This window comes from uncultured Methanobrevibacter sp. (genome assembly GCF_902788255.1).
Taxonomy (GTDB): Archaea; Methanobacteriota; Methanobacteria; order Methanobacteriales; family Methanobacteriaceae; genus Methanocatella.
Genome location: NZ_CADAJR010000068.1, coordinates 1 through 921, shown reverse-complemented (window position 1 = coordinate 921; position 921 = coordinate 1). Strand labels below are relative to the sequence as shown.

Sequence of the window (921 nt, the reverse complement as noted above, 5' to 3'; positions counted from 1 at the left end):
CATCATCATTAACTGAAAGATGGTATTTATTCTCAACATATTGTATATCTTGCGGTTTCAGCTCCTAACGTTTTATACCACGTCCTTGTTTGATTTTAAGGGCGGCCCGCCATTCGCTTGTACCGACAAATTCATATTCTATGTTTGAATCAATCTAATATGCAGCAACAACTATTGAGGCACGATTTACACGTATCAAGTACGCCGTTAATTTTGATCAACAATCAGGTTCTGACGGAACAACTTCCATCAAAGCGACATATGGAAGCGCAATGCCTTCCATTACTCTACCCACACGTGCCGGATATGATTTTCAAGGATACTTTACTGAGACTGGAGGAGCTGGTACTAAATATTATAATGCGGATGGTACTAGCGCAAAAAACTCAGATTTGAACACAAAGGCAGGAACCACCCTTTATGCATATTGGACTCCTCATGTATATAGCATTACACTGGATAAAAACGAAGGTGACAACCATGGTAGTGCGACTATCACTTATTTAACCACGGGCTTTGATACACATTCTGCCCCGACGAAAGCTGGTTGGTCTGTAGAAGGTTATTATACGAATGATGCAACTCCTGTTAAGATTGCTGACTCAAATGGTAATTTGTTGGCAAACAAAACCGGTTATACTAACTCATCCAGCCAATGGACAAAAACGTCGGACGCAACTTTGTATGCGCATTGGAAACAAACTTACAGTGTGACCTATTATCCCAACTTCCCGGAAGGAGCCACAACGAGTGGAGCCGCTCCAACAGATGCCACTGATTACAATTTTGGAGCTTCCGCAACGGTGCTCGGAGTGAATACAATGACAGCTACAGGTTATACATTCTCGGGTTGGAACACGGCTGCTGACGGTAGAGGTACAGACTATGCCGCAGACGCAAGCATTACCATGAATGCCAACT

At 43.0% G+C, this 921-nt stretch carries 1 protein-coding gene and 1 pseudogene; both read left to right on the top strand.

Features of this window, described 5'->3' with window-relative positions; genetic code table 11:
• Nucleotides 1–173: 173 nt before the first annotated feature.
• A pseudogene (locus QZV03_RS11345) lies at nucleotides 174–377 on the top strand (InlB B-repeat-containing protein); the annotation flags it as partial.
• A gap of 303 nt (nucleotides 378–680) precedes the next feature.
• Nucleotides 681–921, top strand: a 241-nt coding sequence (locus tag QZV03_RS11215; RefSeq protein WP_296876812.1) for an InlB B-repeat-containing protein, incomplete at its 3' end; no start/stop codon positions are given.